The sequence below is a fragment of the Lentzea atacamensis genome (genome assembly GCF_003269295.1).
Taxonomy (GTDB): Bacteria; Actinomycetota; Actinomycetes; order Mycobacteriales; family Pseudonocardiaceae; genus Lentzea; species Lentzea atacamensis.
In genome coordinates, this window is record NZ_QLTT01000003.1 from 274,473 (window position 1) to 295,984 (window position 21,512).

Genomic DNA, 21,512 nt, shown 5'->3' on the forward strand with positions numbered 1-21,512 from the left:
TAAGCGGCCCGCGCGAGTGTGCGAGCCATGATGAGAGCACTCGCGCTGGCCCTGCTGGCCGTCGTGGCGACCGCCCCGGCCGCCCACGCCGCCAGTCCCGTCAGCCTCACCGACGGCTTCTACGTCGACCCGGACTCCAACCCCGCCGTGTGGGTGCGCACCAACCCGAGCGACGGCCGGAACGCCGCGATCAAGAACAACATCTCCTCCAAGCCGATCGCCCGCTGGTTCGGCAGCTGGAGCGGTGACATCAAGACGGCGGTCGGCGGTTACGTGAACAAGACCGGCACCAAGCTGCCGGTGCTGGTGGCGTACAACATCCCCGGCCGCGACGCCTGCGGTGGCCACTCGGGCGGCGGCGCCGGCACCCCCGAGGCCTACCGCGCCTGGATCTCCGCGTTCGCGTCGGCCATCGGCTCCCGCCCCGCCGTCGTGGTGATCGAGCCGGACTCCCTGGCGGACTTCAACTGCATGACCGACGCCAAGATCGCCGAGCGCACCGCGATGATCAAGTACGCCACCGAGCAGTTCAAGGCCAAGGCGCCCAACACCTGGGCCTACCTCGACGCGGGCAACGCGCAGTGGGTGCCCGCCGGCACCATGGCCACTCGGCTCAACAACGCTGGAGTGCGCAACGTGCGCGGCTTCTCGATCAACGTGTCGAACTACCACACCACCGCGGCGTCGACGACGTACGGCAACGCGGTCAACACCGCGCTCGGCATCACCAAGCCGTACGTGATCGACACCAGCCGCAACGGCAACGGCCACAACGGCGAGTGGTGCAACCCCGGCGGACGCAAGCTCGGCACGCCCGCCCGCACCGGCGGTGGCGCGGAGATGCTGTTGTGGGTCAAGGTGCCCGGTGACTCGGACGGCAAGTGCGGCAAGGCGCCGAACGTCGAGGCCGGCAAGTTCGATCCGCAGCTCGCGTACGACCTGGTCTACGGGTACTGACGGACGAGGCCGCCCACGACCGTGGGCGGCCTCCGAGCTCTCAGGCCTGAGCCGGGGCGGGAACGCGTGACCCCAGCGCCGGGCGGCCGAGTTCTGCCGTGGGACGCCGAACGTCTCGCGTCCCGTGGCGATCGCGGCCGCGCTCAGCACGCACACCGCCGCCGTGAAGATCGCGACACCGACCCAGTCGTCGCGGCCGGAGCCGATCGCCGACACCACGCTCGGCGCGAGACCCGCGATCGCGAAGCCGACCTGCGTGCCGATCGCCATGCCGGACAGCCTGACCTCGGTGCTGAACATCTCGTCGTACAGCGACGGCCAGATGCCGTTGATCGCGGAGTGGGCCACCCCGAACAGCTGCCGGCCGATCGCATCAGCGCACTGCGGGAGCACTCGGTGCTCTACGACCGCGACGAGCACGGCGAGTTCCTGCACTTCTACACCGAACTGGCGGGTGCGAGGGTGTTCTTCGAGGTGGTCGAGCGGATCGGTGACTACCGCGGCTTCGGCGTGGCCAACGCGGCCGTCCGGATGGCGGCCCGTCACGAGGCGAGGCAGTGCGCGGGCAGAGCTTGATCACGGCGCTATCGTGAGAGCCGGGCCGCCGCCTGACGAAGGGACATTCGTGATGAGGCGGCGCTGGTTCCCCGCTCTCCTCGCGGCCGTGCCGGCCCTGTGCGCCCTGACCGCACTCGGCTCCGCACCCGCCGCGGCGCAGCAGTCACCGCGATCGGCGATCTTCGGCGGTGGCCCGTTCTACTCGGACGGGCAAGCCGTGATGAACACCCTGCGCGCCTCCGGGTTCACGACCGTGATCCTCTGGAGCATCCACGTTCACCCCAGCGGCGACCTGTACTACAACGACGTCCTGATCGTGCGGGACGGCCGGTACGTCGGCGATGCCGGCTGGCCCGCGCGGTTGCGGACGCTCAAGCAGGCACCGACGAGCGTCAACCGGATCGAGGTGTCGGTCGGTGCCTGGGCGGTGCCGGACTGGGAGAACATCGCCAAGCTGATCAGCTCTCAGGGCACCGGGCCGTCGAGCATCCTGCACCGCAACTTCCAGGTGCTGAAGACCGCCACCGGTGCGGACGCGATCAACAACGACGACGAGTCGTACTACCAGGTCGGCCCGACGGCGGCGTTCGCGCGGATGGCCGCGGGGCTCGGGTACTCGAAGTTCACGTTCGCGCCGTACACGAACCAGTCGTTCTGGGCGGGCCTGAAGAACAACCTCGGCACGATGGTCGACCGCGTGTACCTGCAGGGCTATGCGGGCGGCGCCGGCAACAACCCGGCCACCTGGAACCGGGCGCTCGGCCTGACGGTGGATCCCGGACTCTGGAGCAAGCACGGTTCCGGGTGCGCGGCCGGTGACTCGCCCGCGACCGTGGAGAGCAAGATGCGGTCGTGGCGCGGTTCGGCCGGGATCACCGGTGGCTTCATGTGGCTCTACGACGACATGAAGAAGTGCTCCGCGCAGGGGACCGCGGCGGCCTACGCGCGCGCGATCCGCAACGGCGTCAGCTAGTGGCGCGTCCCGGACCGTTGGCGAGGTGATTCACGCTCAGCAGGGCACCTCGCGTCTGACCGCGAATTCGCCCGGCAACGTTCCGGGCCACGCCACCTAGTCGAGCAGCTTGCGCAGTTCGGCGTCGAAGTCGACGTAGTCGTTCTCGTGACCGGGGGCGACTACGTCGTACGTGGAGTTGAGGAACTCCTGCAGCTCGGAGGACCGCACGTGGAAGATGGCCTCCGACACGTCGGACCGCAGCTCCAGCACGGCGGTCGTCGAGTTGTACGGCCGCAGCCGCACGTCACCCGCACCGCTGGTGGTGATCAGTCCGTCGGCGAGCAGGTCGCGGCTGACCAGCCACACCGTTTCCTGGCGTCCCATGCGGAACGTCATGGTCACGGCGTGCGGGTCGTCGGCGCGGTAGCCGAGCTCGACCTCGACGGGCATGGGGCGCCCGGACGGGGCGATGAAGGCGAAGACGGACTCGGCGCCCACTCGTGTCACGTTCGTCATGCCCCCTTAGACGCGCGGCAACCTTCGTGGATGCCTCGCTCAGGAAAAGCGATCGGAACGTGATTTTCAACGGTCCGGGAGTATGACTTTTGACAACCGTCACGCGGGGTTGCCGCGCGGACGCAGACGGCCACCGGGAAGTGGTGGAGCTGGCAAACGGACGCCGTCGTAACCGTCCACCCGGCCGAACCTGTCGGCCTCCGCCTGCCATTCGTCCCGGTAGGAGACGATCTCGTCGTGGGTGCGGCCCACGAAGTTCCACCACATGACGATCTCCTCGCCGAACGGCTCGCCGCCGAGCAGCACAACCCTTGCGCCGTCCCGAGTTCCCAAGGTCAGCGTGGTGCGGCCGGTGCCGACGTAGCCGAGCGCGCCGGGGGTGAGAGCGGTTTCGCCGACGGTGACGTCACCGGTGTCGAGCAGGACGCCGTGCTCGAACCCGGGAGCCACGCCGAGCTCGATCGTTGCCCCTGCGGGCAGGATGATCTCCGCGCCGAGCAGCGGTGTGAACGTGGTCACAGGAGACGTCGAACCCGCCAGTTCGCCGAGGAACACCCGCACCGCGGCGCCGTCCAGCGTCACCGCCGGCGGCGCGTAGTGCTGGAAGTCGCGCGGGGCGTCCCGGTGGGCGTCCGGCAGCGCGACCCACAGCTGCACGCCGTGCAGGACGGTGGACGACGGGGTCGACACCTCGGAGTGCGCGATGCCGCGTCCGCCGGTCATCAGGTTCAGCTCTCCCGGCCGCACGAACGCGTGCACGCCGTGGCTGTCGCGGTGTTCGATCTCGCCGGTGAAGAGCCAGCTGACGGTCTGCAGCCCGGTGTGGGGGTGCGGGGCGACGTCCATCTTCACGTCGTCGGGCCCGTAGTGGTCGCAGAAGCACCACGCGCCGATGAGCGATCGCTGCTTCTGCGGCAACGTCCGGCGCACCGACATCGCGCGCGGACCGCCCAGCGGTACGTCCCTCGGCTCCAGGATCTCCGCCCCACCGGGGGTGGAGCTGCACGTCACTTCCGCGGGCTCGGCCTCGACATTGCTCACGTGGCCGATCGTAGGCCGGACGCTGCCGCTGATCGGCGTGCCGGGCGTCGCGTCGCGGTGCCGGTCACGGCGAGCACCGAAAGCAGGACGAGCGCGCAGGCCGGTCCGAGCGTCGTCCACGGCGCGAGCTCGAGGTACTGCTGGTTCTCCGACAGCAGCCGGCCCCACTCAGGGGTGGGCGGTTGCTCGCCCAGACCGAGGAAACCGAGTGAGGCGAGCACGAGGACGGTGGTGGGCAGGCGCAGCAGCGCGTTGCGCAGCAAGGGAGGCAGCACGGCCGGGAGCAGGTGGTGGCGCAGCAGGTGCGCCGGTGAGGCGCCCAGCGCGACCGACGCGGTGATGTGATCGGTCGCCCGCTCCTGCTCGAACTGCGCAGCGGCCTGTGCGGCGTACGGGGTCCAGCCCACCAGGCAGACCGCCGCGGCGGCGCCCCACACGGACGGGCCGGTGACCGCGGTCGTGAGCAGCCCGGCCAGGACGGCAGGCAAAGTCGACATCATCTCGGTCAGCCCCGAGCTGATCTTTCCGGTCAGCGCGAGCAGCAGCCCGAGGACCACGCAGACCGCCGTCACCGCGACGGCGACCCCCGTCGTGCGCACCGCGCCGTGTCCGAGCCGGGCGAGTACGTCGCGGCCGAGCGCGTCCGTGCCCAGCGGATGGGCGAGCGACGGGGACAGCAGGCGGGAGGCCGTGTCGACCTGCAACGGGTCGCGGAGCAGCCCGGCCACGACCAGCGTGATCAGGGTGACCGCGCAGAACGCCGCCACCCAGCGGGCCGAACGACGGGGCGGCAGGACCGGGGGACGCGTGGCCATGAGCCCGCCGTCGCGCAGTGCTGGGCCGAGCAGAGCGCGGCGCAGGAGCTGGACCAGCAGGCCCGCGGCGAAGCCGAGCAGGATGAGACCCAGCGTCGCGGTCTGCAGCGGTGGCAGGTCCTGGGCCAGTGCGGCGTCCAGCGCGAGCCTGCCGAGGCCGGGGATGTTGAAGATCTTCTCCACCGCCACCGCGCCGCCGACCAGCCCGACGACGCTGGGCAGGAACTGCGGGAGCACTCCCGCCAGGGCGCCGCGCAGCGCGTGCCAGGCGATGCGGCCGGAGGTGAACCCGCAGGCGTGCCAGGTCCGCACCCACGGCTCGTCGAACGTGGCGGGCAGCGACTGCTCGAGCAGGGCGCCGATCACCGCCCCGGACGGCACGCCGAGCGCGAACGCGGGCAGCACCATCGACGCGGGCCCCTGCCAGCCGCCGGAGGGAAACCACCCCAGCCACACCGCGAACACCGTCGCGAGCAGTGAGGCGAGCAGGAACTTGGGCAGTGCGGCGAGGAACGCCGCCCCCGTGCCCGCCCGGCTGTCGCGCAGCAGCTGCCGCGATCCGAGGTACGTGGTGCGGGCGCAGAGCAGGGCGGCGACGGCGATGGTCACCACGAGGGCGCCGGCCATCAGCGTGAGCGAGACGGCGAAGGCGTTCGACACCGCGGGCAGGACGGGTTCGCCCGAGACCCAGGAGGTGCCGGCGTCGCCGCTCAGCCATCGCGCGAGGTGCGTGAACGGCCCGTTGTCCAGACCGAGCTCGTCCCGGACGGCTGCCAGTTGCTCCGGGGTGGGGTCCTGGTCACCGGAACGGGCCCGCAGCACCGTCTGCGCGGGATCCGTCCCGGACAACCAGGGCAGCATCGCGACGGTCGCCAGCAGAGCCGCTCCGGCGACGACGCGGCCGGCCAGACCGCGCACTACTTCAGCCGGGTGTCGACGGTGATCAGCGAGCGCTCACGCGGGTCGAGCAGCACTCCCTCGACGCGCGTGCTGACGCCCTGCACGACCTTCTCGTTGACCAGCGGGATGACGGCGCCGGTGCGCAGGATCTCCGCCTCCGCCCGCATGATCTTCTGCTGCCGCTCCGCGGTGCCTGCTTCCGCGGCAGCGGCGGCGATCGCCTGGTCGACGGTGGGGTCCTTCAGGTCGGCGATGTTGTAGACGCCGGTGCTCATGAAGTCGCTCGTGAGGTACGCGACCGCGTCACCGGTGTCGAGCAGCGTCACCCGTGACAGCAGGAGCGCGTCGTACTTGCCGGCGAGGAGGTCGGCCTCCATCTGCGTGTACTCGCGCACGTCCTGCTGGACGGTGAACCCGGCCTTCTCCAGCTGCTGCTGCAGAACGGACGCGGCCTCGGGCAGTTCGGCGCGGTTGGTGTAGGCGGCCAGGCGCAGCGTCCTGCCCTGCGTCTTCGCCTTGATCTCGTCGGTGGTCGCGGCGGTCGCCCTGCCGGTCACCGGGACCCGCTGGCCGGACGCCCACCCGACAGCGGGTCCGAAGAGACCCTGCGCGGCGTCGGCGTAGCCGCCGAAGACCGAGTTGACGAGTGCGGAACCGTCCACGGCCGCGCGGGCCGAGGCCCGCAGCGACTCGTCGGTGAAGATTCCGGCGGCGGTGTTGAGGATCAGGCTGTCGGTCCGCACGGACGGCACGTCGTGGCGGGTGTTCACGTCGAGCAGCTTCGCCTGGGCGGTGGGGATCCACTCGGCGATGTCCACCTCGCCCGAGCGCAGTGCGTTGGTGCGAGCGGCACCGTCGGCGATCCAGGACACGTCGATGCCGGCCGCCTTGGCCTGCCCGCCCCAGTAGTCGTCGAAGCGGTCGAGCGTCGCGCCCGTCTTCCCGGTCAGCTTGGTGATCTTGAACGGACCGGTGCCGGTGCCGATCGGGGTGACGGTGCCGTCCGCCGCGTACGCCTTCGCGGCGAGGATGCCGAGCGCGGGGCTGGCGAGCCGCAGGGGGAGCACCGGGTCGGCGGTCTTGGTGGTGATCGTGACGGTGTCGGCGTCGTCTGCCTTCACGGTCAGCGTCACGTCGCTGAGGACGCGGGGCTTGGACTTGGCCGCGCCGGCGTGGTCGAGCGCGTTGACGACCGACTCGGCGGTGAACTCCGTGCCGTCCTGGAACTTCGCCTGGCGCAGCTCGAAGACCCAGGTGGTGTCGTCCTTGCGGGTCCACGACTTCGCCAGTGCCGGCGCGGCGGCGCCGTCCTTGCCCAGCGCGGTGAGCCCTTCGGCCACGGACAGCTTGCCCAGCACGGTGGCGTCGTTGCTGTACGGCGACAGCGCCTGCACCGGCGGCACGGCGAGCGCGACCTTCAACCGGCCGCTCGTCGCGGTGTTCGCGTCACCGCCCGCGGCGAAACAACCGGCCAGCAGCGGGGTGAGGGCGAGCGCGGCGAAGAGGCGGTGGAGCGGTGAGCGCACGGTGGGTCCTGTCGGGGCGGAGAAGTCGGTCACGCCTCTGATCGGTGGAATCGAGGCCGGGTCAGCTTATAAGGCAAGCCTTACCAATGATTCTAAGGTGATTGAAATCTCAACGATGAGGTGGGTCGCAGGTGGCGCCGGGGCGCGTGATCGTAGGGTGGCGCGGGGGTACTTGTGAATCTTCGCGACGCGCTGCTCGCACACGTGTCGGGCAGCGGCTACGAACTGGACGCCGCTCAGCTGGTCGCCGTCGACCGGCTGGCGGAGCTGGGGGAGCGCCGCCGGGGCGTCTACCTGCACGGGCCGGTCGGCCGGGGCAAGAGCTTCCTCGCGGACGCCTTCTTCGACGTGCTGCCCGTGAGACGCAAACGCCGCGTGCACTTCCACTCCTTCTTCCAGGAGCTGCACGCACGCATCTCAGCCCGTCTGCATTCACCGGGCGCGGTGAAGAAGGCCGTCGACGAGCTGATCGGCCGTTGCGACGTGCTGGCGTTCGACGAGTTCCACCTGCACGACGTCGGCGACGCGATGCTGATGACCCGCCTGCTGGAAGTCCTGAAGGCGCGCGGTGTCATGGTCGTCGCCACGTCCAACTACCCGCCGGACGGCCTGCTGCCCAACCCGCTGTACCACGACCACTTCCTGCCAGGCATCGCGCTGGTGAAGGAACTGATGGACGCGGTCGAGCTCAACGGCGCCACCGACTACCGGCACCTGCACGGCCGCCCGCGCTCCCGGTTCGAGACCGGCTCGATCGTCACCGACGCCGAACCACCGGCCGCGCCGGTCGTTCTGGAGATCAACGGCCGGGACGTCACCGCACTCGGGATCGGCGGCGGCCGCATCTGGTTCGACTTCGGTGATCTGTGCGAGAAACCGACGTCCACGCAGGACTACCTCGTGCTCGCGGATCGTTACGACGACTGGGTGATCACCGCCGTGCCGCGGCTGGAGACCTGCGATCGTGAGGCGCAGCAACGGTTCTCGAACGTCGTGGACGTTCTGGTCGACCGCGACGTCCGGCTGACGCTGGTGAGCGATCACCCGCTGAGCGAGATCGTCGGCGGCGACTCCCTCGACCTCGTGCGCACCGCCAGCCGTCTGGAGCTGATCAACACGACCGGGTGAACAGTCGGACCGCTTCCACCGCCGATAGCTTCCAAAACCCCTGTGCTAGGAGCGGTGAGTGAAGATGCTGCGCGCCCGCGTCGGCTCGGTTGTGGAGAGCAACCGGTTCCAGCTGTTCATCATCGGCGTGATCGTGGTCAACGCGATCACGCTGGGCGCGGAGACGTCGACGCTCCTGCACGCGGAGTTCGGTCCCGTGCTGACGACGATCGACCATCTCGCACTCGTGATCTTCACGTTCGAACTGGCCGCGCGGCTCTACGCGTCCGGCTGGAAGTTCTTCAAGGACCCGTGGAACGTCTTCGACTTCGTGATCGTGGCCATCGCGCTGATCCCCACCGCGGGGCCGCTGTCGGTGCTGCGCTCGCTGCGCATCCTGCGGGCTCTGCGGCTCGTCGCGATGGTGCCGAGCATGCGGCGCGTGGTGACGGCGCTGGTGAGGTCGATTCCCGGCCTGGTGTCGTTGTCCGGACTGCTGGTGCTGCTCGTCTACGTCGGCGGCGTGATCGCGAGCAACCTGTTCGGCGACACCGGCGACCCGCGGTTCTCCGGCCTGGGCCCGACGTTGCTGACGCTGTTCCAGATCACCACCGGCGACGGCTGGTCGGACGTGATGCGCGACCTGATGGGGCAGAAGCCGTTCGCGTGGGTCTTCTTCCTGGTCTACCTGCTGGTCGGGACGTTCACGATGCTCAACCTGTTCATCGCGGTGGTGTGCAGCGCGATGCAGGAGGAGATCACCCTGCCCGCACCCAGGACCGCGTCGCACGACGATCTGCTGCTGCAGGAGGTCCGGGCGTTGCGCGACGAGGTGCGGGCACTGCGATCGGCTGCCTAGCAGGAGATCCCGATCGGCGACGCCGCCGTACACCGATCGGGACCTCTGCAACCCCCGACTGTTACGGGGTGACCGGGACGTTCGTAAGGCCCTTCTTCGCACGGGTGACCGTGTTCGAGGCGTGGACGACGTTCGGCTTCTCCTTGCACTTGGACGTGGACACGACGTAGATGCCGTACTCACCGACGTTGCCGAGGTCGGACCTGTTGTCGCGCCAGACGTTGCCGCAGCCGTTCAGGAACGGCGGCGTGGTGCTCGGGTTGTGCGTCTCGTAGCCGTTCTTGAACGTGCCGGGCGAGGCGAAGGTGCCGGTGTTGCCCTCGATGAGGTAGCCGGTGCCTTTCACGTCCACCCACGAGTCGGCGGAGTTCGCGCCGCTGATCCCGGTGCCGTTGAACGTGTTGCCGCGGATGACGCCGCCCTGCGTGCCTTCCTTGACGTCGATGTGCTCGGCGGAGACGTTCGGGCCGATCTTGTTGTTGAGCACCTGGACGCGGTCGGACCTGTCGACGCCGCCGGAGTTGCCGTGGCACTTCCAGTTGGAGTTCGCCGATCCGATGTAGACGCCCTCTCCGTAGTCCTTCGTCACGACGCCAGCGTCGGTGATCGTCGAGTTCTTGATGACACCGTCCGCGGAGGAGCGCCGGAAGTGCACGCCTTCCTCGTCGGTCCTGCGGACGGTGACGCCGTCGATCGTGACGTGGTGGGAGTTGTCGAGGATGATGCCCTTCTTGGACTCCGCGACGGTGATTCCCTTGATGTTCCAGTACGGCGCGTTGTACAGCCACAGGCCGTAGCCCGAGTCCCAGCCCGCGGTCGGCACCGGGCAGGGGGTCGGTGCGGTGCCGGACGGGCCGTCGTTGACCAGCACGGCGGTCGGCGGGCCGGTGAGCGTGATCGGCGCGCTCGCCGTGCCGGCCTTCGTCGTCACGAACGAGCCTCGGTAGGTGCCGGGTGCGAGCGTGATGGTCTCGCCGGGTTTCGCGTTGGCCAGCGCGGCCTTCAGCTGCTCGGCGGTGGTCACCGTGCCGGGCGTCTCCTCACCGGGTGGTGGCTCGGTGGAACCCGGAACGTTCCTGAGGAACAACGACTTCGCCGAGTCGGTCCTGGAGTTGTCCACGCCGTGACCGCCGGTGTAGTCGCGCTGCTCGTTCTTCGCCCAGTCCGCGATCGGAGTGCCACCGATGTCGAGGTGCTTGTAGGCGTTGCCGTTCCAGCCGAACTGGTGGATCCGCTGCCGGTCGGGGTAGTACGGCTGGTAGGCGCCATCCGCGGCCAGCTGCTTGGACATCTCGTTGTTGAAGAACACGTTGCGCGGCCCGGTGGCACCCGACCACTTCACCGCCTTCTTGCCGGCGCCCCACCAGATCGGGAACCAGTTCGAGTCGTCGGGACCGCCGCCGCCTTCCTCACCGCAGTTCGCGCGGCAGTTGCCGGAGCGGTGGGCGTAGGAGACGCGGACCGTGTTGAGCTCGAACAGGTTGTTGCGCTCCCAGCCGCCGTGCAGGTTCAGGTCGGAGTCGAAGTCGTTGCCCACCACGACGTTGCCCGACGCGGACCACTGGAACGTGAAGTGCCGCAGGTTGCGCGAGGTGTTGCCGGCGTAGAGCGAGTCCCACACCCGCGAGCCGCGGAAGTAGCCGTTGCCGCCCTTGCCCTTGTTCCACGAGCCGTCGAGGTGGTTGTCGACGATCTGCAGGTTCTTGGCCTCCTCGGTGACGATCGGGTGCGACCCGGTCATCTCCGCGCGGATGCCCTTCACCCACGAGTTCGCCGCCCATTTGAAGACGATGCCGTGCATCGCGTCGGCCGGTGCCATGTTGCCGTAGTTGTTGACGGCCTCGGCGGGGTTGAGGCTCGGCATCGTCTGCGTGAAGCCGAAGTTCTCGAACCCGACGCCGACAACCGGGTCCACGAGCGGCGACACCTTGGAGTCGTAGGTCGTCCCGTCGATCGCCGGTGAACCGTCCGAGGTGGAGTTGACCGGGACGTCGAACTCCAGCGGTTTGTCGAGCGTGACGGTGTTCGACGACACCGAGACGACGGTGAAGATCTGCTGGCGCATGTGCATGTTCAGCATCGGGTACGGGGTCCCGGTGGCGAACTGCTGCTCGTAGAACTTCACCGAGTTCGCGGCGCGGACGTTGACCAGCGTGCCCGGCTTGATGTTCGTGACCGACTGGACCTGGATGGACCGGTCACCGGCCTTCGCGGCGGCGCGCACCTTCGTGCCGGCCTTCCAGTGCACGTTGATCGTGCCCTCGAAGATGTCCTTGCGGTTCTCGGGAGCCGCCGCGTAGTCGCTCGCGTAGGCGGTGTGCACGCCGCGCGACTGGACCCGGAACAGGCCGCGGCCCGGCCACAGCCACCCGCCCTTGCCCTGCCCGAACGTCATCCCGTCCTCGTCCCAGTCCGAGCCGTCCGGGGTGAGCGCGTCGTAGCGGGTGTTGGCGTCGGGTGTGTAGACCACCTTCGTGGTGGTCGCGCCGGCACCTCTGATGATCAGGTAGTCGGCGTCGACGTGCAGTTCCTTCGAGACCCTCAGCTCGCCGGGGGGCAGCGTGATGAGGCTGAGCTTCGAATAGCTCGCGGTCGGCGAGCACTGCGTCCTGATGGAGTCGATCGCGGCCTGCAGCCCGGCACTGTCGTCGGCGGAGTCGTTCGGGCGGACGTTGAACTGAGTGGCGAGTTCCGCCTCGGTGATCTGACAACTCGCGCTCGGGTTCACCTCATTGTTTCCGGGCAGCACGCCATTGCCGCGATACCCCGCCTTCGACCAGTCGTACAGGCCGGAAATGGGGGAACGTCGGTTGGCTGACGAGACATCCAGGCCCGTCAGTGCAGGTACGGCGGTCGCCGTGGTTGCCGGAACCGCGAGTGAACCGATTAAGAGCAGTGTTAACAGGGGTATGGAGGTTCGCGTCATTGATAACCCTCTTCGGCAGGGCGGGGGCTATTTCTTTGTAGACGATGGTTGCATATGTGTCAAACATTCACATTCCTGAATCAGGTAATCCTGAAACGGTTTTCAATGACGGTTTTCTGCCTGTTCGGAGAGTTCTCGGAGCAGCTCACGGTTCTGAATCGTGCGAGCCGATTGGGCTCATTGCGAGCCGAGTGCGCCGCGACCGACCGGTGGCCTCGCACCAGGATTTCTGTTGTGATGGCGTGGAATCTTGCCCTTACAGTCATCCGGATGGGCGAAAGGAGCCCACGAAGGTGGGGGCACTGGCGGGGTTGTGCGGGTCGAGAGGCCCACCGCAGCACGCTTTTCCACGCACCCGTTCGTGACCGAACCAACCCTGAACAGCACGACACGTTCTACACGTCGATGACCCTGATCGACGCGGTCGGCGGCTACGAGCTGCCCGTGCCGCTGTACTACGACCCGCGCGTCCGGCAGCTGCTGACCGCCGCGGGCACGGCGTCGGTGCTCGTCAACGACCTGGTGTCGGTGGAGAAGGGCGCCGCCGACGAGAAGCCGGTCTGCAACACGGTGCTCCAGATCGCGGCGGACCGGGAGTGCTCGATCGCCGAGGCCACCGCACGGACCGTGGAGCTGCACAACCAGCTGGTGCGCGACTTCGAGGCGGGCCACAGGGCGCTGCTCGCGGTGCCATCGGTGGAGTTGCACCGGTTTCTGAAGGGCACCAAGGCCTGGATGGGCGGCGGCTTCGAATGGCACACCACCCACCCGCGCTACAAGTAGTTCAGGCCCTGGTCGGGACGGAGGTCGGTGACCGGCAGGCGGTGATCGGTGTGCAGGCGTGCGGCCACGAGTGAGCGGTGGCACGCCTCCGGGTCGCGCTCGACGCAGAGCAACGCGGTCGTGGTCGAGCTCGGCAGCTCGGCCACAAGTGCACCGAGGTCGAACGGGTCGAGGATCTCGCGGGTGTAGTGCTCGGTGTACTCGGGCGCCAGGGCAACCCGGTCGCGCTTGCCCACGCCCTGCCGGTCGTCCTCGCGGTACTGGAGCTGACGCATCTCCGTCGTCGGCGCGAGCTCCTTCACGTGCCGATAACCGATGTCCGCCGCGGCGAGCAGGCGCTGGAGCTGCGCCGAGTTCGCCCAGGCGTACTCAGAGCCGCGGACACCGCGGCGCTGGCGGACGTCGAGCAGCAACCCCACGCCCGCGCTGGTGAGCTTCTCGGCGAAGGTTTCCGCCGTGAAGCCGTAGACACCGATCGTCGCGATGCGCCTCATCGTCACAACCTCCATTGTGGACGGCGGTGGGCCTGGTCGCGCCGGGCCCACCGCCACCCTGTCACGGCACCAGCACCGGCTGGTCCAGGACCCACAACCACGACCCGTCCGGCTGACGGCGGGCGACCTCGACCGTCATCTCACCGGTGGTCAGCGTGGACGCCGTGAGCGCCAGGTCGCCGCTCACCAGCGCCGGGTGCTGCCTGCCCGGCAGCAGCTCCGGTGCGGCGGCGACGAACTGCTCGTACACCTTGCGGATCTCCGCGTGCCCGGTGGCGATGTTGCCGGGCGGGAACGCCAGCACGGCGTCCGGTTCGTACAACGCCACCAGTCCGTCGACGTCGCCCGCGTTGCCGCGTTCGATGAAGAACCTGCCCAGATCGTTCGGCTCGGTGGCCACTGTCCTGCTCGTCATGTGGATCACCCTGCCAACGAATCACGACATCCTGTGTCGTGTATTCCCGTAGAGTTTTCCCATGCGTGCCGACCGGTTGGTCTCGCTGGTTCTGCTGCTGCGCCGGCACGGCCGGATGTCCGCGACCGCCCTCGCCCGCGAGCTGGAGGTGTCCACCCGCACCGTGCTGCGCGACATCGACGCGCTGTCCGCGGCCGGCGTCCCCGTCTACGCCGAACGCGGCCGGCACGGCGGTTTCGCCCTGCTGCCGGGTTTCCAGACCGAGCTCACCGGGCTGAACCACGACGAGGCACTCGCACTGCTGGTCGCCGGATCACGGCGCGGCGCACAGGCCTTCGGCCTCGGCACGGCACTCGCCTCGGCGATGCGCAAGGTGGTGGACGCGCTGCCCGAGAGTTATCGGGCCACCGCCGCCGACGCCGCCCAGCGGCTGCTCATCGACCCGGAGACCGACCTCCTCGCCCGCCGGCAGATCACCGACGAGGTGCCCGACGCCGTTGTGGCCGAGGTCCGGCGCGCGGTGTTCGCGGGCCACAAGCTCCGCATCCACTACGCGGCCGCCGGTCAGCAGCCGAAGTGGCGCACGGTGGACCCGATCGGCCTGGTCACCGTGCGGGAGCAGGGTTACCTGCTGGCCACGAGGTCGGGGGAGGACCGCACCTACCGGCTGTCCCGGATCGTGGCCGCGGAGGAACTTCCCGAGCCGGCGGAGCGACCGGACCGGGTCGACCTGGACCGGGCGTGGCAGGAACGCAGCGCGCGGTTCCGTGCCGGCGACGACCAGGTGACCGTGCTGCTCCGGCTGAACCCGGCGAGGCGGGGCGACCTGATGGCGGTGGCCGTCCTGACCGAGGAGACCGGCGCGGACGGCTGGCTGCGGCTGGAGGTGACCTTCCAGGACGCGAGGCACGCCGAATGGGCGGTGTGGCAGCTGTCCACGAACGCGGAAGTCCTGACCCCGCAGTGGTTGCGCGCCTCCCTGCGCGACCGTGCCGCCGCACTCGCCGCCCTGCTCACGGTTAGTGGTGGTTAGTGTTCGGCTAGCGCGGTTCCCCAGTCTTGGTGCCGAGGCGAGATCGCCTCGCAGAGAAGGGGGAATTCTCTTGATCCGCAAAACGATGATGGTGCTGGCCGGTGCGGCGTTCGCCGCGTCACTGGTGTCGCTGCCCGCGAGCGCCGCGCCCTCGCCGTCGCTCATCGAGGCCAACGACGTGTCCGCCGCGGCGTGGAGCGACTGTCCCGCCGCCAGGATGTGCATCTGGACCGGCCTCGACGGCAACGGCGGGATCGGCTACTTCGCCAACGGGGACGCGAACCTCGGTGCGGCTCCCGGCCCGAGCGGACTGAACAACACCGCCGAGAGCGCGTGGAACCGCAGCGGTTCGCGGTTCTGCTTCTACGACGGGGCGAACTACTCGGGCTTCCTCGGTGACGTGCTGCCGGGTGAGCAGGGGAACATCAAGCCGGAGTACCGCAACCGGATCTCGTCGCTGAAGACCTGCTGACGGGAGACGGAACCGTGGTTACCGGCAGAGCAGCAGCGCTGGTGGCCGGTGCGGTGATGGCGGGGTCGCTGTTCGCGGCGGCCCCGGCCTTCGCCTCCACCGCTGCCGCAGCTCAGTGTCCCGCAAACCGGTTCTGCGCGTGGACCGGTCCCGGCCACACCGGTACGTCCGCCACGTTCGCGACCGGTGCGTTCGAACTGGGCGGCCAGGCCGACAACAACATCGAGAGCGTGCGGAACCGCACCAGCTCGCGGTGGTGCCTGTACGACCTGCGCGGCTTCCGGGGCCTCCTGGACGTCGTGGAACCCGGTGAGGAAGGAGACCTGCCCGCACCCGCGTGGAACAAGGTCTCGTCCCTCCGCGTCTGTTAGGGCCTGGTCATCGGGCGGCTGTCGAAAAGGCGGCAACCCTGGCGATGGCCGCCCGTGCCCGGGTGATCACCGCGTCCCGTTCCTGCTCGGTTTCGGCCTGCTCCACCGAAAAGCACCGCACCAGGTCATGCATGCCGTAACGGATCGTCGGGCCGCGGTCGACCGCGCTCACCAGGTGCCAGCTGACGAGGTCCTCCAGCACCCGTTCGGCGTGGTCCTGCCCGGTGTCGAGCAGGGCCGCCGCGAGCCAGCCGGGTACCGGTGCCGCGGGCAGCAGCCCCATGCGCCGGAACAACGTCTGGTGCGGCGCGGGCAGCTGCCGGTAGCTCGCGTTGAAGCTGGCCCGCACGTCGAGGTCGCCCGCCTCCAGCCAGTCGAGCCTCGTGCGTTCGTCCGACAGCCGCGCGGCCAGGTCGTCGCTGGTCCAGTGTGGACGGTCGAGGAGCAGTGCTCCCGCTATCCGCAGCGCGAGCGGCAGGCCACCGCACCTGGCCACCAGCGCTTCTCCCGGTGGTGCGCCGGTGATCCTGGTGAGCAGCTCGGCGGACTCGGCCGCGTCGAACAAGCAGAGCCGGACCAGCCGGGCGCCTTCGAGTTCGGTGAGCGAACGCCTGCTCGTCACCAGGACCGCGCAGCCGGGTTCGGCGGGCACGAACGGCCGCACCTGACCGGCGTCGCCCGCGTTGTCGACGACGAGCAGCACCTCGCGTCCGGCCAGCAGGTCCCGCAACAGGGCCGAGCACTCGTCTTCGGCGGATGGCACGAGATCCGCGGGAACGCCCAGCGCGCGCACGAACTGCCGCAACGCGGCCATCGTGTCGTCACCGCGCAGCGAGGCGAAGAGCTGGCCGTCCGGGAAGCGCTCGCGCACGTGGTGGGCGAGCTGCACGACGAACGACGTCTTGCCGAGCCCTGCCGTGCCGGACACCACCACGAGCGGAGGCCGGGTCCCGGCGCCGGTCAGCACGTCGGAGAGCTCGGTCAGCAGATCGGCACGGCTGACGAAGTCTGGCAGTGCCGGTGGTAGCTGCCGCGGCCGATGTGCCTTGCGCGGCATCGGAAACGCAGGCCGCGTGTCCTGCTCGCCACGCAGGATCCGCGTGTGCAGCGAGCACAGTCGTGCGGACGGTTCGACGCCGAGCTCGGCCACCATCGTGCGGCGGAACGAGTGGAACACGTCGAGGGCCTCCGACACCCTGCCGCGCCGGGCCAGCGCGGTCATCAGCTGGGCGCGAAACCGTTCCCGCAGCGGGTGTTCGGCGACCACCGCCGTCAGCTCGCCGATCAGGTCGGCGTCGCCGCCCAGCAGGAGTTCGGCGTCGATGCGCTCCTCCAGCACGGTCATCCGCAGTTCGTCGAGCCGGCAGGCGACGGACTCGACGAGTGGCGGGTCGACCGGCCCGTCCCATCGCCCGAGCGCCGCACGCAGCGTGCTCGCGCCGAGCGCCACCTCACCGTCCGCGATGAGTGAGCGCGCTCTCGCAAGATCGGCGCGGACCAGTTCGACGTCGAGCTCCGCCGTGGTGGCGTGCAGGACGTATCCCGTCGGCGTGGTCGTGATCCGCTCGCGGCCGAGCAGTCTCCTCAGCCGCGAGATGATGCCCTGCAGCTGCACCTTCGCCGACGACGGCGGCCTGGCACCCCACAGTTCGTCGATCATCCGGCTGAGCGGGACGACCTCGTTGGCGTGCCACACGAGCAAGGCCAGCACGGTGCGCGTCTGCGGTGTGCCCACCGCGATCTCCGTACCGTCGCTTTCCAGCCGAAATGGTCCGAGCAATCGGAAAAACCACATGCCCCAGTACCTCCCCCAGTACTGCCCCCCACGACAAGAGTGGCACAGGATCCGGGGGCGGCGCGAGCACTTCGGCCGAACCCGAGGATTCGTCCAGTCAATTCCCGCCCAGGTCCGGGTGTGCGCAGCCGTGACCCCATTCGCCGCAAATATGTCGCGATCAATGATTTCCGCACGCACGCCCCGATTTCCGGGAAACGGTACGCCAAATGGTTGTCGCGGAAAGCTCGGTGCAGCGGTCGTTCGGCGCTGACGGTGCAGCTAGGTCCCGGGTCACCCACCGGATCGGCGGCCGGGGCCGGGGGCACCACCGGTTGGCTGTGCGGGGAATGGGCTGAGCGGACCCAATATCGGGTCCCAGCGGAGGGCGTTGGACTGTTGTCCTTGTGGCACAGCTGTCCGTTAATTACGTTCAGGACAGTGGCAACGAGGTCTGTGCGAATCCAGGTGCTGGGTTCGATGCGGGCGTGGAAAGACGGTGCGGAACTCGAGCTCGGCCCACCCGCCCGGCGAGCTGTGCTGGGACTGCTCGTGCTCGCGGAGGGCGAGCCGGTGGCCGCCGGGAGCCTGATCGACGCCCTGTGGGGTGAGCGACCACCGCGCAGCGCCGTGAACGTCCTGCAGACCCACGTCAAACACCTGCGGCGGTTGCTGGAGCCGGGCCGGTCGTCCCGGTCGAGCAGCGAGGTCCTGCCCTACGTCAACGGCGGTTACGCGGTCAACCAGGCCGTCGTGACCGTCGACCTGACCACGTTCCGCAGCCTGGTCGCCGAGGCGAACGAGGCCTATCGCAACGACCGGTGGGACCACGTCGCAGCAGGGCTGGGCGAGGCGCTCGTGTTGTGGCGCGGGCGGCCGGCTGCGGACATTCCGTTGCTCGCCACGCATCCGAAGGTCGTGTCGCTGATCGCGAAGCACCGTGAGGTGGTGGCGAGGCACGGCGACGCGATGATCGCGATCGGTGCCGCGGCGGAGGTGCTGCCCGAGATGGCGGAGGCCGCCGCCGAACAGCCGCTGGACGAATCCGCGCAGGCCCGGCTGATCCGCGCGTATCACGCCGCAGGACACCGGGCCAAGGCTTTCCAGACCTACCACGAGGTGCGGGACCGGCTCGTCGAGGAGCTCGGCATCGACCCGGGTCCGGAGCTCCGCGCCGCCCACGCGACGCTGCTGCACGACGACGGCAGGACGGCCGCGGCACAGTCGCGTCCGGTGCCGCGGGTGCCGCGGCAGCTGCCGGCGCGGCCGGCGGGCTTCACCGGGCGGACGGCACAGCTGTCCACATTGGACGATCTGGTGCCCGCGAGCTCAGGCGGCGCGCTGGCGATCGCCGCGGTCTCCGGCACCGCGGGCGTCGGCAAGACTGCGCTCGCCGTGCACTGGGGACACCGCGTCAGCGACCGGTTCCCCGACGGGCAGCTCTACGCGAACCTGCGCGGGCACACCAGGGGCGGGGCGGCGCGGCCGATCGAGGTGCTCGCCCAGTTCCTGTCCGCGCTGGACGTTCCCGCCGAGCGCGTACCGGTCGACGTGGAGGCGGCGTCGGCGATGTTCCGCACCCTGACGACGGACCGGAAGATGCTGGTGCTGCTGGACAACGCCGCGGGGCCGGACCAGGTCCGGCCGCTGCTGCCCGCCGGTCCCGGCTGCCTCGTGGTGGTGACCGGCCGCGACCGGATGACCGGCCTGGTCGCGATGCACGGCGCCCGTCAGCTCACGCTCGACGTGCTCAACCCCGATGACGCGCTGGAACTGCTGGCCTCCGTGCTGGGGCCCGGCCGGGTACGCGCCGAGCCGGCGGCTGCCGCGGACTTCGCCAAGCTGTGCGCCTACCTGCCGCTCGCGTTGCGGATCGCGGCCGCCAACCTCTCCGACCGTCCCGGCTACGGGATCGACGACTACGTCCTGGAGCTGAGGGAGGGCAACGTGCTGACCGCCCTCGCGGTGCCCGGCGACGAGCAGGCCGCGGTGCGAGCGGCGTTCGACCTCTCCTACGCGGCACTGCCCGCGGCGGCGCAGCGGTTGTTCCGCCTGTTGAGCCTCATCCCCGGACTCGACGCCAGCACGGAGGCGATCGCGGCGCTCAACGGCACGGACCCCGGACCATTGCTGGACCGCCTCGCCGGGGCGCACCTCGTCGAGCCCAGCGCACCCGGTCGCTACAGCTTCCACGACCTGCTCCGGCGTTACGCCGCCGAACAGGCGTCGAGCCAGGAGACACCGGCGGACCGCGAGTCGGCCCTGCGGCGGTTGTACGACTGGTACCTGCACGCCGTCGACACCGCGGCCCGGCACCTCTACCCGCACATGCTGCGCCTGCCGGTACCCGAACTCGACGCCAGGACACCCGCCGGCGTCACCGGACCAGCGGAGGCGACGAGCTGGCTGGACGCCGAACGCGGCAACCTCGTCGCCGCGGTCCGGTCGGGACCCCGTCCCACGGCGTGGTTGCTCGCGGACGCCCTGCGCGGCTACTTCTGGTTGTCCACTCGCCGGGTCGAGTGGCTCGCCACGGCGGAAGCCGGGCTCGCTGCCGCCGAGGAGGCGGGCGACCCCAGGGCACGGGCCGCCGGCCGGCTCAGCCTCGCCGACCTGTACTTCCGGCAGGGCAGGTACCGCGAGGCCGTGCGGCACTACACGCACGCGCAACTGCTGGCGCGGCAGGCGGGCTGGGTCGAGGCGCAGGCCGCGGTGCTCGGCAACCTCGGCTGCGTCTACTGGCAGTCCGGCCGGCTCGAAGCCGCCGCGGCCAGGTTCGGCCGCTGCCTGGAGGTGAGCAGGAGCATCGGCCAGTCGGCGGGCGAGGCGGTCGCACTCGGCAACCTCGGCCTCGTCCACTGGGAGATGGGCCGGCTGGCGCAGGCGGCGGAGCACTACACCCTGGCGTTGAACCGGCACCGGCAGATCAGGTCCCGCTACGGCGAGGCGATCAACCTCGGCAATCTCGGTCACGTGCAGCGCCTCCGCGGTTTGCCGGGTGAAGCGGCCCAGCTGCTGATCCGCGCGCTCGCCCTGCACCGCGAGGGCGGCAACCGCAGCAGCGAGGCCCAGACACGCAGCAGGCTCGCCGCGACGTACCTCGACCTCGGCCGTGGCCGGGAGGCACTGGAGTTCGCCCGCACCGGCCTCGTCCAGGCGCAGGAGACCGGTGATCCCCGGATCGAGGTGGAGGCACTCGCCGTGCTGGCCACCGCGGACCACCGGCTCGGGCACCGGGCGGACGCGATCCGCCACTACCGCCAGGCACTCGACCTCGTGCGCAACACCGGAGACCGGTACCCGGAGATCGAGATCCTCATCGGCCTGGCGACGGTCACCTCGGACGTCGAGCATGCGAGGCATGCGCTCGACCTCGCCGAACGCGGGGGCTACCGCGCGTTGCAAGGTCAGGCGATGGCCGCTCTCGCCGGCATCCTGCTGGCGTCCGGGAAACCGCGCGACAGCGCGAGCCACGCGTCGCGCGCGCTCGAGATCCACCGGGAGACCGGCCATCGCCAGGCCGAAGCGTTCACGCTCGCCGTGCTGGAGCGGGCGGGCGGGTGACTACTCCACGATCCGGTCGCCGATTCCCTTCTCCGGGATGTGACTGGCGCCGTTCGGCTGGATGATGATCTTGGCCCACGGTGTCACGCTCGCCGGCCTGCCGGCGGAGTCCTTGCAGGAGAACTCGGACATGTTGAACGTCTCCCAGGCTCCGTCGCCGTTCGGCACGGGCTTCTCGTACTCCTCCGCGTTGGTCACCCAGACGCACGTGGTGCCGTCTGCCTCGTGTGTGACGTGCGGCGTGATGAAGGTGATCCGTCCTTCGTCCACGCACCAGGAGACCTGGTAGGTGTAGCTCCATTTGCCGGGTTCGGCGAGCCGCACCGTCTCGGAGGTCAGCAGCGGCGTCTCGCACTTCTCCTCGGCCGCCTGGGCCGTGGTGATCGGCAGCCCGGCGAAGAGGACGACCGCACATCCGATGATCGTCGCTTTCATCGTGTTCCCCC

At 69.7% G+C, this 21,512-nt stretch carries 17 protein-coding genes and 2 pseudogenes; 10 read left to right on the forward strand and 9 right to left on the reverse strand.

The window, feature by feature from the left end; genetic code table 11:
- Window positions 1–27: 27 nt before the first annotated feature.
- The 3 genes and pseudogenes from C8D87_RS16015 (at window position 28) to C8D87_RS16030 (ending at window position 2,488) form a co-directional block, all read left to right on the forward strand.
- Window positions 28–957 (forward strand): glycoside hydrolase family 6 protein, encoded by a 930-nt coding sequence (locus C8D87_RS16015; RefSeq protein ID WP_112227255.1) that lies wholly within the window; start codon window positions 28–30, stop codon window positions 955–957.
- A gap of 357 nt (window positions 958–1,314) precedes the next feature.
- Window positions 1,315–1,533: pseudogene (locus C8D87_RS16025) on the forward strand (sugar phosphate isomerase/epimerase and 4-hydroxyphenylpyruvate domain-containing protein); the annotation flags it as partial.
- A gap of 52 nt (window positions 1,534–1,585) precedes the next feature.
- On the forward strand, window positions 1,586–2,488 hold the full coding sequence (locus C8D87_RS16030) for a lysyl endopeptidase (RefSeq protein WP_233442121.1): 903 nt from the start codon (window positions 1,586–1,588) through the stop codon (window positions 2,486–2,488).
- A 96-nt stretch (window positions 2,489–2,584) separates the two neighbouring features.
- On the opposite strand, the gene C8D87_RS16035 is transcribed toward C8D87_RS16030, so the two are convergent.
- The 4 genes from C8D87_RS16035 to C8D87_RS16050 all read right to left on the reverse strand — a co-directional run bounded on the left by C8D87_RS16035 (window position 2,585) and on the right by C8D87_RS16050 (window position 7,268).
- Window positions 2,585–2,986, reverse strand: coding sequence for an SsgA family sporulation/cell division regulator (locus tag C8D87_RS16035; RefSeq protein WP_109638107.1), 402 nt, complete (start codon window positions 2,984–2,986; stop codon window positions 2,585–2,587).
- 99 nt (window positions 2,987–3,085) lie between these two features.
- Entirely contained in the window at window positions 3,086–4,027 is a 942-nt protein-coding gene (locus tag C8D87_RS16040; protein ID WP_112227679.1) for a pirin family protein, read from the reverse strand.
- Window positions 4,024–5,760, reverse strand: coding sequence for an ABC transporter permease subunit (locus tag C8D87_RS16045; protein WP_233442122.1), 1,737 nt, complete (start codon window positions 5,758–5,760; stop codon window positions 4,024–4,026). Before C8D87_RS16045 ends, C8D87_RS16040 begins: the two co-directional genes overlap by 4 nt.
- Window positions 5,760–7,268, reverse strand: a complete 1,509-nt coding sequence (locus C8D87_RS16050; protein ID WP_112227681.1) for an ABC transporter substrate-binding protein — start codon at window positions 7,266–7,268, stop codon at window positions 5,760–5,762. Before C8D87_RS16050 ends, C8D87_RS16045 begins: the two co-directional genes overlap by 1 nt.
- 174 nt (window positions 7,269–7,442) lie before the next feature.
- Here C8D87_RS16050 and zapE point away from each other — a divergent pair, with 174 nt between their 5' ends.
- Window positions 7,443–8,396, forward strand: coding sequence for a cell division protein ZapE (gene zapE / locus C8D87_RS16055; protein WP_215732326.1), 954 nt, complete (start codon window positions 7,443–7,445; stop codon window positions 8,394–8,396).
- 64 nt (window positions 8,397–8,460) lie between these two features.
- Complete coding sequence (locus C8D87_RS16060; protein ID WP_112227683.1) at window positions 8,461–9,234, forward strand: ion transporter; 774 nt, start codon at window positions 8,461–8,463, stop codon at window positions 9,232–9,234.
- Between the two features lie 61 nt (window positions 9,235–9,295).
- On the opposite strand, the gene C8D87_RS47655 is transcribed toward C8D87_RS16060, so the two are convergent.
- A complete protein-coding gene (locus tag C8D87_RS47655; RefSeq protein ID WP_233442123.1) occupies window positions 9,296–11,962 on the reverse strand; it encodes a right-handed parallel beta-helix repeat-containing protein in 2,667 nt (888 codons plus the stop codon).
- A 576-nt stretch (window positions 11,963–12,538) separates the two neighbouring features.
- Here C8D87_RS47655 and C8D87_RS16070 point away from each other — a divergent pair.
- Window positions 12,539–12,943, forward strand: a pseudogene (locus C8D87_RS16070) (terpene synthase family protein); the annotation flags it as partial.
- Here the strand turns inward: C8D87_RS16070 and C8D87_RS16075 are convergent.
- Both C8D87_RS16075 and C8D87_RS16080 read right to left on the reverse strand, forming a co-directional pair.
- Window positions 12,934–13,437, reverse strand: coding sequence for a DUF488 domain-containing protein (locus tag C8D87_RS16075; protein ID WP_112227684.1), 504 nt, complete (start codon window positions 13,435–13,437; stop codon window positions 12,934–12,936). The pseudogene C8D87_RS16070 and the gene C8D87_RS16075 overlap by 10 nt on opposite strands.
- 61 nt (window positions 13,438–13,498) lie before the next feature.
- Window positions 13,499–13,837 (reverse strand): YybH family protein, encoded by a 339-nt coding sequence (locus C8D87_RS16080; RefSeq protein ID WP_109638113.1) that lies wholly within the window; start codon window positions 13,835–13,837, stop codon window positions 13,499–13,501.
- Window positions 13,838–13,913: 76 nt separating this feature from the next.
- On the opposite strand from C8D87_RS16080, the gene C8D87_RS16085 reads away from it, so the two are divergent.
- From C8D87_RS16085 to C8D87_RS16095, 3 genes are all read left to right on the forward strand, one after another.
- Complete coding sequence (locus C8D87_RS16085) at window positions 13,914–14,885, forward strand: helix-turn-helix transcriptional regulator (RefSeq protein WP_112227257.1); 972 nt, start codon at window positions 13,914–13,916, stop codon at window positions 14,883–14,885.
- Between the two features lie 70 nt (window positions 14,886–14,955).
- Window positions 14,956–15,357, forward strand: coding sequence for a peptidase inhibitor family I36 protein (locus tag C8D87_RS16090; protein ID WP_146231615.1), 402 nt, complete (start codon window positions 14,956–14,958; stop codon window positions 15,355–15,357).
- A gap of 14 nt (window positions 15,358–15,371) precedes the next feature.
- On the forward strand, window positions 15,372–15,728 hold the full coding sequence (locus C8D87_RS16095; RefSeq protein WP_146771723.1) for a peptidase inhibitor family I36 protein: 357 nt from the start codon (window positions 15,372–15,374) through the stop codon (window positions 15,726–15,728).
- A 7-nt stretch (window positions 15,729–15,735) separates the two neighbouring features.
- Here the strand turns inward: C8D87_RS16095 and C8D87_RS16100 are convergent, their stop codons facing one another.
- Window positions 15,736–17,463, reverse strand: a complete 1,728-nt coding sequence (locus C8D87_RS16100; protein ID WP_170166443.1) for an AfsR/SARP family transcriptional regulator — start codon at window positions 17,461–17,463, stop codon at window positions 15,736–15,738.
- A gap of 480 nt (window positions 17,464–17,943) precedes the next feature.
- On the opposite strand from C8D87_RS16100, the gene C8D87_RS16105 reads away from it, so the two are divergent.
- Window positions 17,944–21,066, forward strand: coding sequence for an AfsR/SARP family transcriptional regulator (locus C8D87_RS16105; protein ID WP_233442124.1), 3,123 nt, complete (start codon window positions 17,944–17,946; stop codon window positions 21,064–21,066).
- On the opposite strand, the gene C8D87_RS16110 is transcribed toward C8D87_RS16105, so the two are convergent.
- Window positions 21,067–21,501 carry a hypothetical protein gene (locus C8D87_RS16110; protein WP_112227261.1) on the reverse strand — a complete coding sequence of 145 codons (435 nt, stop codon included), beginning with the start codon at window positions 21,499–21,501 and terminating at the stop codon, window positions 21,067–21,069. It abuts the gene before it with no gap.
- Between the last annotated feature and the right edge of the window lie 11 nt (window positions 21,502–21,512).

What these genes read in the sequence shown, in the direction of transcription:
- C8D87_RS16015 (WP_112227255.1), top strand. Translation starts at nt 28, where the DNA reads ATGATGAGAGCACTCGCGCTGGCCCTGCTGGCCGTCGTGGCGACCGCC.
- C8D87_RS16030 (WP_233442121.1), top strand. Translation starts at nt 1,586, where the DNA reads ATGAGGCGGCGCTGGTTCCCCGCTCTCCTCGCGGCCGTGCCGGCCCTG.
- C8D87_RS16035 (WP_109638107.1), bottom strand. Translation starts at nt 2,986, where the DNA reads ATGACGAACGTGACACGAGTGGGCGCCGAGTCCGTCTTCGCCTTCATC.
- C8D87_RS16060 (WP_112227683.1), top strand. Translation starts at nt 8,461, where the DNA reads ATGCTGCGCGCCCGCGTCGGCTCGGTTGTGGAGAGCAACCGGTTCCAG.
- C8D87_RS16075 (WP_112227684.1), bottom strand. Translation starts at nt 13,437, where the DNA reads ATGAGGCGCATCGCGACGATCGGTGTCTACGGCTTCACGGCGGAAACC.
- C8D87_RS16085 (WP_112227257.1), top strand. Translation starts at nt 13,914, where the DNA reads ATGCGTGCCGACCGGTTGGTCTCGCTGGTTCTGCTGCTGCGCCGGCAC.
- C8D87_RS16110 (WP_112227261.1), bottom strand. Translation starts at nt 21,501, where the DNA reads ATGAAAGCGACGATCATCGGATGTGCGGTCGTCCTCTTCGCCGGGCTG.